Genomic DNA, 7560 nt, shown 5'->3' with positions numbered 1-7560 from the left:
AGAAGCGCACGCCTGTTACAGAGCCCGACGACGAGGAGCGGAACTTCATCCCCAGCTGCAGCGCCTGCCCGTCGTTCTGGAGCGCGCCAGAGGGGGCACTGGAGGCCTGGAAAACCGAACAGGGGCATGTTACGGTACTGGCACCTCCTATAGTTACATTCCTGATTGTGGCTGAACTCATATTCCCTGAGTCATCAAAAGCCCTGCTTCTAATAGTAGCTGAACCTGAAGTTGTAGGAGTCCAGGCAAAAGTCCAGTTGGTGGTGCCGTTTGCCAACTGCCAGGTACTTCCTCCGTCCGTGGATACCTCCACACCGGCCACAACATTAGCGTCAGATGCAGTACCACTTATTGTCACAGCGGTCCCGGTTGGCAAAGTGGCACCCTCAGATGGGGTTGATATGGTGGTGGAGGGCACTTGCGTATCTGTTGAAGCCGTAGCAGCCACCAATCCCGCTTGTCTGCTTCCTGGCTGTGCACCCATGTCTGCAAATAGGTTCAGTGTGGCCTGCTGCAAAGCAAGGCTTGGTGCCGCATTGCCTCGATCGTGGTTGCTGTCCAAGCCCCAGGAGTATTGAACCGTGCCGGCACCAAATACCAATGCTCCACTACCATGACGGTAGAGGGAAAGGTTGTGTACTGCACCGTTTATTACAGTACGCGACAAACTAATTCTTCCAGACGGATAAGAGTAACGATAAGCTTCTTGGTAGGAGTTCCACTCATAACCGATTGTGCCATAGGTAAAAGAAGCAGTTTGTCCGTCGTTTAGAGATGCAACGCTGGTATTGCGCCAGAAGCGCATACTTTTATACGTACTAGGAACCTGCAGCGAAGCGTCTGAAAGTTCCCAACTAATCTGACCTGTCAGTGAATTTTCAGGGTTACAACCATCTACCAGCGGATCTCCTGTTACATATTCACAACCAGTACGCCACAGGCCGGTCCACTCCGGAGTTGGGTCACATTTACCATTACAGGTATTCTCTCCTGTTGCCCCCTCTTTGTAACAAACTAGTGTTCGATAAGTAGTTCCGCTGCCATCTATGCTAGTTTCCCAACGTGTTTTCCAGTAAACTTCATTTCCACTGAAGAATGCAAGATGGGTTCCTGCATTACGGGCAGCTGTCACATTAGCCCGGTGTTTTCCCGACCAATACTCATCGTGCCCAACAGACAGAAATACCTTGTGGTTTGTGATGAGGTTACCACGGCGGTCGCTGTCTACGTTTGTAGTATAACTCACATCATAACCATTCGCCTCTATCCATCGAATCATAGGGTACTCGGCATTAAACAGCCAATCCTCTTCCGGTCCACCACCACCTCCTCCATTTCGAGTTAAAAAAGGTCTGTTGTAGCTTACCTTGACAGCTTTGCCCCCGGAACCTGTATAGAGACTTTTCCCATTACTGTTATCACCGTAAATATTGTATGCCTGCCAAGTGGCATCAGAAGTTTGAAAAAGCAGGTCTGAGGTACTGGCATCATCACGAACGATAAAGGTTATATGACTTGAGCCTCCCGTATCAGTTCGGGTCAGTTTCGCAATGTAAATACCAGACACAGCATCATTTGGTATAGCCCAACTTGCAGACTCTCCCCAGTTGCCACAGTCTACCAAACCCGTACTTGAATTTGTCAGGCAGTTTGGCTGGCTTTGTGGCAAAGTAGCCGTAACAGATGCTGTTCCCTGTAACCGTGCTCCATTACCCTGATAATATCCGATTCGGTAAACCCTTATAGTATAAGCTCTCGCACTTGTCTTGATTTTAAAACGAGCGGTCTGGCCTTTGTTATAGCTTATATCTGTTGCAAATCCCTGGATTGATAAATCTCCCGCTCCGCTAATCTGCCACTCAGAAGCAGGATTACCAGTCTTGGCATTTTCAGTTACAATGGCATTTTGTGCTGCAAGCCCGGATATACCTAAAAGGAATATCGTAAAAAATGAAAACAGAATTTTTAGCGGCAGACGCAACGTAGAGCAATTTCTAATGATTAACCTGGGGGAAAGTTCATCATATGCTTCCTGCACATAATTTCCGCCAGCCGTAAGGTGACCATCAAGTTTTAAAAAATTTTTCATTTGTCTCCCGTTAAAAATTTTGAAGCGCTGCTGGTTTTATTTAATAGACAAGACTTTAGGCACGGCTACCTTATCCAGTGTTTCTGATAAGTAACTCCCTAACTTTTAGAGCATATTTAAATTTCGTTTTTGTAAGTTAAAACTGACCCCTAAGGGTTCTGGCGAAACGGATAAATTTTAAACATGCTCTTACTTCGACTTTTCCAGCCAAATTATTTTGGCTTTTTTATTATCAAAGTTTTTCCCTGTGCAACTCGCTTTTCATTTAATATATATATGACTAAGCCCCTTATATCGTGAGAAAACTCCACCTCATGGAATGCGCCATCGGTCCGGAAACTTCGTTCTTCCTCCCCAATCTGAACTGTATAGGTAGCTGGAACCTGGTCGGGTTTGTCTTTTTTTATTGAGAACTTTTTAACACGTGCCGGAAAAGTAACATGCTCCGGTACTTTATCAACTGGGAACTCTGATCCTGCAACTTTAACTTTAAATCCTTGTGAAAAAGAAAAGTAAGGCAGGGTGATGAATAATATAAAAAAAAGTAGTTTCATGATCTTATTGCATTGAAATGGACAATGACTATGAAATGGACAATAATTATTAAATAGATAATGGATTGTGACACCAAGCGGCTTGCCACTGTTAGGCTGGCTACCTATCTAAAACCAGCCTAACAGTGCTTGCTCCTGAGGAAGTTTGTAGGCGTACCAGGTATAGCCCCTTCGCTAATTTAGTGCCGTCTACCTCCAAAGAACGTCGCTCACCGGATTTTAAGATCCCTTGCTCCAGCAAAGCCACCCTTGCGCCCTTCGCATCATATAGGCTTACCGTGTATTCACCACCATCCAATAGGCTGAAACTAATGGTTGCTTTATCAGAAAAAGGGTTTGGATAAGCAAATACACCTTCTTTGTCTTCCAGTTCTCTTGACTGTAATGTGCTCACAGAAGAAGTGGAGAGTGCAGTTGCGGTAACGGTGAACTTTTGACTGGCTGAAACACTGCCAGCAGGTGTTGTCACCGTCACGTTAACTTTCTTCGGAAGTTTACCATTAACTGAAGGCACAATGGCCACTAACGCTGTGCTTGTATTTGAGTTAGGCTTTACCTGCGCAGTGGACGGGCCAAAGGTCACTTTTGTTACTTCTCCTAAATTGGTACCAGTAATTTCTACTTCAGTACCTACCGGGCCTGAAGTAGGACTAACGCTGGTGATAGTTGGTGTACCCGTCGTAGGTGGACTTGTGACTGTCACGCTCACCGCAGCCGAGGTGGTGACGGCATTGCCGTTGTCGGTGGCCCTGGCCGTCAGCGAGTAGGTGCCTGCCGCCACGCCAGTCCAGCTATAGCTGTAGGGGCTGGTCAGGTCCTCCCCCAGCCTTGTGGTGCCGTTGTAGAACTCCACCTTAGAAACCGTGCCGTCTCCATCGGAGGCGTTGGCCGCGATGTCGATGGTGGCCGGCGCCGTGTAGGTGGCGTTGTTGGCCGGGGAGGTGATGGCAACCGACGGAGATTGGTTGGCGGCTCCGGAAACAGTGACAGTTACCGCAGCCGAGGTGGTGACGGCGTTGCCGTTGTCGGTGGCCCTGGCCGTCAGCGAGTAGGTGCCTGCCGCCACGCCAGTCCAGCTATAGCTGTAGGGGCTGGTCAGGTCCTCCCCCAGCTTTGTGGTGCCGTTGTAGAACTCCACCTTAGAAACCGTGCCGTCTCCATCGGAGGCGTTGGCCGCGATGTCGATGGTGGCCGGCGCCGTGTAGGTGGCGTTGTTAGCCGGGGAGGTGATGGCAACCGACGGAGATTGGTTTGTTGTCGTGCTGCTGTTGAACACCACATCTACCCAATAGTTGGCAGTCAGATAGTTGCTGGTCGGGAAGGCAGGTGTACTGGTAACAAGGTAAATACCATTTGGCCCACTCTCCCCATTAGCCAAAGCACGAAGTGGTGGCGTGTCGACTCCCTGCTCGAAGTATGGATTTGAGGCTGAATAATAACCTCCGCTGCTGTGGTAGGAGATGATGTAGGTCGTGTTGGCGGATATGGCAACAGGACTGGAAAAGGCCACCTGCTGCCAGCCTGAAGTCGTTTCATTTATAAATGTGGCCTGTGCCAGTAAAGTGCCGGTGTTACTGTATAGTTGCCCGATATGCGTACCTGTGTTGCCACTTTGCTTATAGAAGCGTACAGCAGTAGCGTATCCGTTGATGGAAGACTTAAACTTCATGCCCAGTTGAATTCCTCCATTATTATCATTGTAAAGGCTGCCAACAGGCGCATCAGAAGACCGAAATACTGTGCAGGGACAAACTGCGGAAACGGTTACTGCCCTTGCTTCGGACGCACCAACGGCCCCACCATTATCCGTTGCTTTGGCTGTTATGGAATAAGTGCCCGCTGCCACATTGCTCCAGGAGTAACTCCAGCCATCAAGGCCATTTAAATCTTCCCCTAGCTTAGTCTGTCCGTTATAGAATTCAACTTTGCTTACTGTTCCGTCACTGTCAGTAGCCGTGGCAGAAATTGTGACAGAAGCTGGCGCTATAAAGGTTGCACCTGCAGCCGGAGAAGAAATGGCTACTGAAGGCACTGCATTAGCAGGAGGAGCATTTCTATTAAACACAACATCTACATAGTAGTTTGTGCTTTGATAAGCAGAATTAGGAAACGCTGCTGTGTTACTGTATCTATAGACACCGTTAGCTCCATCCTCCCCGTTTGCCAGCGCACGTAGCGGAGGAGTTTCAAGCGACTGCGAAAAGTATGAATTGGTAGCAGAATAATAACCGGCACTGCTGTGGTAAGAAATAATATATGTTGTTCCTGCCGTGATAGCTACAGGACTTGGAAAAGCGACTTCTTGCCAACCCGAAGCCGTTTCATTCACAAATGTAGCTTGTGCAAGCAACGTGCCCGTGCTACTATATAACTGCCCTATGTGGGTACCTGAATTACCGCTTTGCTTGTAGAAACGCACACCTGTAACATAACCGCTTTCAGTGGATCGAATCTTCATTCCCAATTGTATTCCCTGATTATCAAAATACAAATCCCCTCCAGGTGCGTCACTTGGCTTGAAAACCGTGCAGGGGCAAACCGCAGTAACCTTTACAGTTCGTGCAGCAGAAGTTGTTACAGCTCCCATGTTATCTGTGGCTTTAGCTGTAATAGAGTATGTGCCTGCAGCCACATTACTCCAGGCAAAACTCCAGCCATTTCCACCGTTAGTATCTGAGCTAAGCAAAATATTCCCCTGATAAAAATCAACTTTAGCAACAGTACCGTCTACATCTGAGGCGGAAGCGGTGATGCTGATAGAAGCAGGCGCTTCATATATTGCATTGTCGGCAGGTGCAGTAAGGCTCACCACCGGTTCCTTATTTGGTTCTGCATTAATATCGTAGGTAGCTGTATAATTCCCTGTTGAGCACGGGAAGAAGGCGTACTCTATACCTTTTATAATTTCAGTCGTGAAGTTGACTGTTGACCCGTTCATTTTTATACTCAACAAACGCCCGGTTGTTTCAGTTAAAGGCAGCATTCCCTGCAGGCTTCGTGCACCACTTGCCACACTCACTGAAAAATTTAATTCACTACCGTTCCAACTCATACCACTGAAGTAAGAACCATTGCGGCCATCTAACCAGGTGAGAAGTTGTTTTGAAGAAATAACAGGCACATTGCGTGATTTTGCAGAGGCGATAATGGCATCTGAATCAGTGGACACATCAGCATCCGTATGCATGTTAGCACAGAATACGCCATAGTACCCTTCGGCACCTAACGCTTTATTAAGTAACTGATCAATAGTGTAAGGAAAGGTCTGATCAGACTCATCCGTCATTTGTGTAGTTAACTGATAGCAATCAATCAAACCACCATTAAGATCAGTAAAGCGCATCGGAATCCCTGATCCAGTAAACATACCAGGTCTGTCCTGAACCCATGGGCTTGGCCAGTAATAGTAGTTCGCGTCCAGCCTGATTCCTTTTGGAGCCTCTAATTGAGGCTGCGTGTTCCAGTCACTCCAGGCAATACAGTGCGTGCGGTTAGTCGTAGGCGCTGCAACACTTGGGTAGCGGGACCTGAAAGAAGCTAATTGATCTGTGAGATCTCTTTCCAGGGAAGCTGCGGTGTAATTTGCGCAGTTAGTTGAAAGGTGCAGGGCTATTTCAAAACCCTGCTGCTCAAAAGATTTAGCCTCAGCATCAGTTATGGGAGTGTTTGGGTAAATATAAGAAGTACCCCTTATGGCTCTCCAGTCTGCCACCGCTTCAGCACTATTGTCTGAACTAAGCCGCAGGTATTGGTTAAATCTTGCTTTTGTACCACCATTACCATGATCGTCCCCCGTCATGACCACAGCTGCTTTAAGGCCTCTGGGTAAATACCAGAAACGCGGCACCGGTTTGCGCGACTGCATGGTGATAATATTTGCCAGAAGGCGTTGCTGCTCATCGGCCTGAGGAATCATTACTTTGTTAAGGTCTATCCAATCCGGATAAAACTGATCATTGGAGCGAATAGGGCCAGGCTGCCCATCTCTTTCCTGACCTGACCAAGCCGGGTTACCCTGGCGAGTGTACACCACCGAGCGTGCAAGGTCATACGTAAAAGCAACAGCTGTGCCTCCTTGTTCTCCTACGGTCCGCATAGTAACGGCTGGGTAGGTTGTGGCTGTATTAGCCGCTGAATATAGGGTGGCCAGTCTTGTTGCTCCATTTAAAGTATAATATTCAGCCGTACCCTGGTACTGCATTGTTTGATTCACTATTCCCTTTCCTGGTCCTGATGCCGTGTTAACAAGTAAATATTTATTGGCTAGAGTGCCGCCAGCAGAAACCAAACCTAACAGTGGAGCAAGTTTAACATCAGGTTTCAAAGCAATCAAGGTACCTCCTGCGTTGGTCCAACTGCTGAGCATACTTACGTGTGCATCAGTCAAGGGAATGTTTCCTACGATAACCACATCATAGCTGCTCAGCATCTCAGCGGAAACAGCAGAAATATCAGATGTAGCGTATTGATTCAAGCCCTCCGCCAGTAGTATTTCAGCTGAATACAAGCTAAAAGGATTAGAAGCCGCATGTATCACTAATATGGGCCCACCAAAGCCCGCTAAAGTGGCTGAATAGGAAGAGGCTGCAACTGATGCTTCTGACTGCATTTTCTTCCCATCCGCTGTTAATTTGTTGTCTCTTATGTCTGCCTGCCCTCTGGCTATATCATTGTTATTTACAGCGCTGCTTCCCGTGCTAGGTTCATCTAGTTTAATGTTAGAATGACCTGCTGCGTTAGCAATTTTAAGTTCTGTGAGAATTTCTAAAACTTTTGCAGGTATAAGGTGGAATGATAAAAGCTGTGCGGAAGCAACGAAGATGGATGAGAACATCATCACAGGCAAAAATAGTCGCTTCCATAGCATTATAACTATAGATTTTGAATTCATGATCATAGGGTTTAGGATCAGTACAC

3 protein-coding genes are annotated in these 7560 nt (G+C 47.4%); all 3 read right to left on the bottom strand.

The features are described 5' to 3' along the window. Positions 1-2089, bottom strand: a 2089-nt coding sequence (locus tag E1919_RS07115) for a N,N-dimethylformamidase beta subunit family domain-containing protein (protein WP_237144079.1), incomplete at its 3' end; no start/stop codon positions are given. Positions 2090-2301: 212 nt separating this feature from the next. Next, complete coding sequence (locus E1919_RS07110) at positions 2302-2643, bottom strand: hypothetical protein (protein WP_162052653.1); 342 nt, start codon at positions 2641-2643, stop codon at positions 2302-2304. A 100-nt stretch (positions 2644-2743) separates the two neighbouring features. Next, positions 2744-7534, bottom strand: a complete 4791-nt coding sequence (locus tag E1919_RS07105; protein WP_202915870.1) for a DUF4082 domain-containing protein — start codon at positions 7532-7534, stop codon at positions 2744-2746. Between the last annotated feature and the right edge of the window lie 26 nt (positions 7535-7560).

The organism is Pontibacter pamirensis, assembly GCF_010015475.1.
Taxonomy (GTDB): Bacteria; Bacteroidota; Bacteroidia; order Cytophagales; family Hymenobacteraceae; genus Pontibacter; species Pontibacter pamirensis.
Note: the sequence above shows the minus strand (reverse complement) of the source record. Positions and strands in the feature narration are given on the sequence as shown.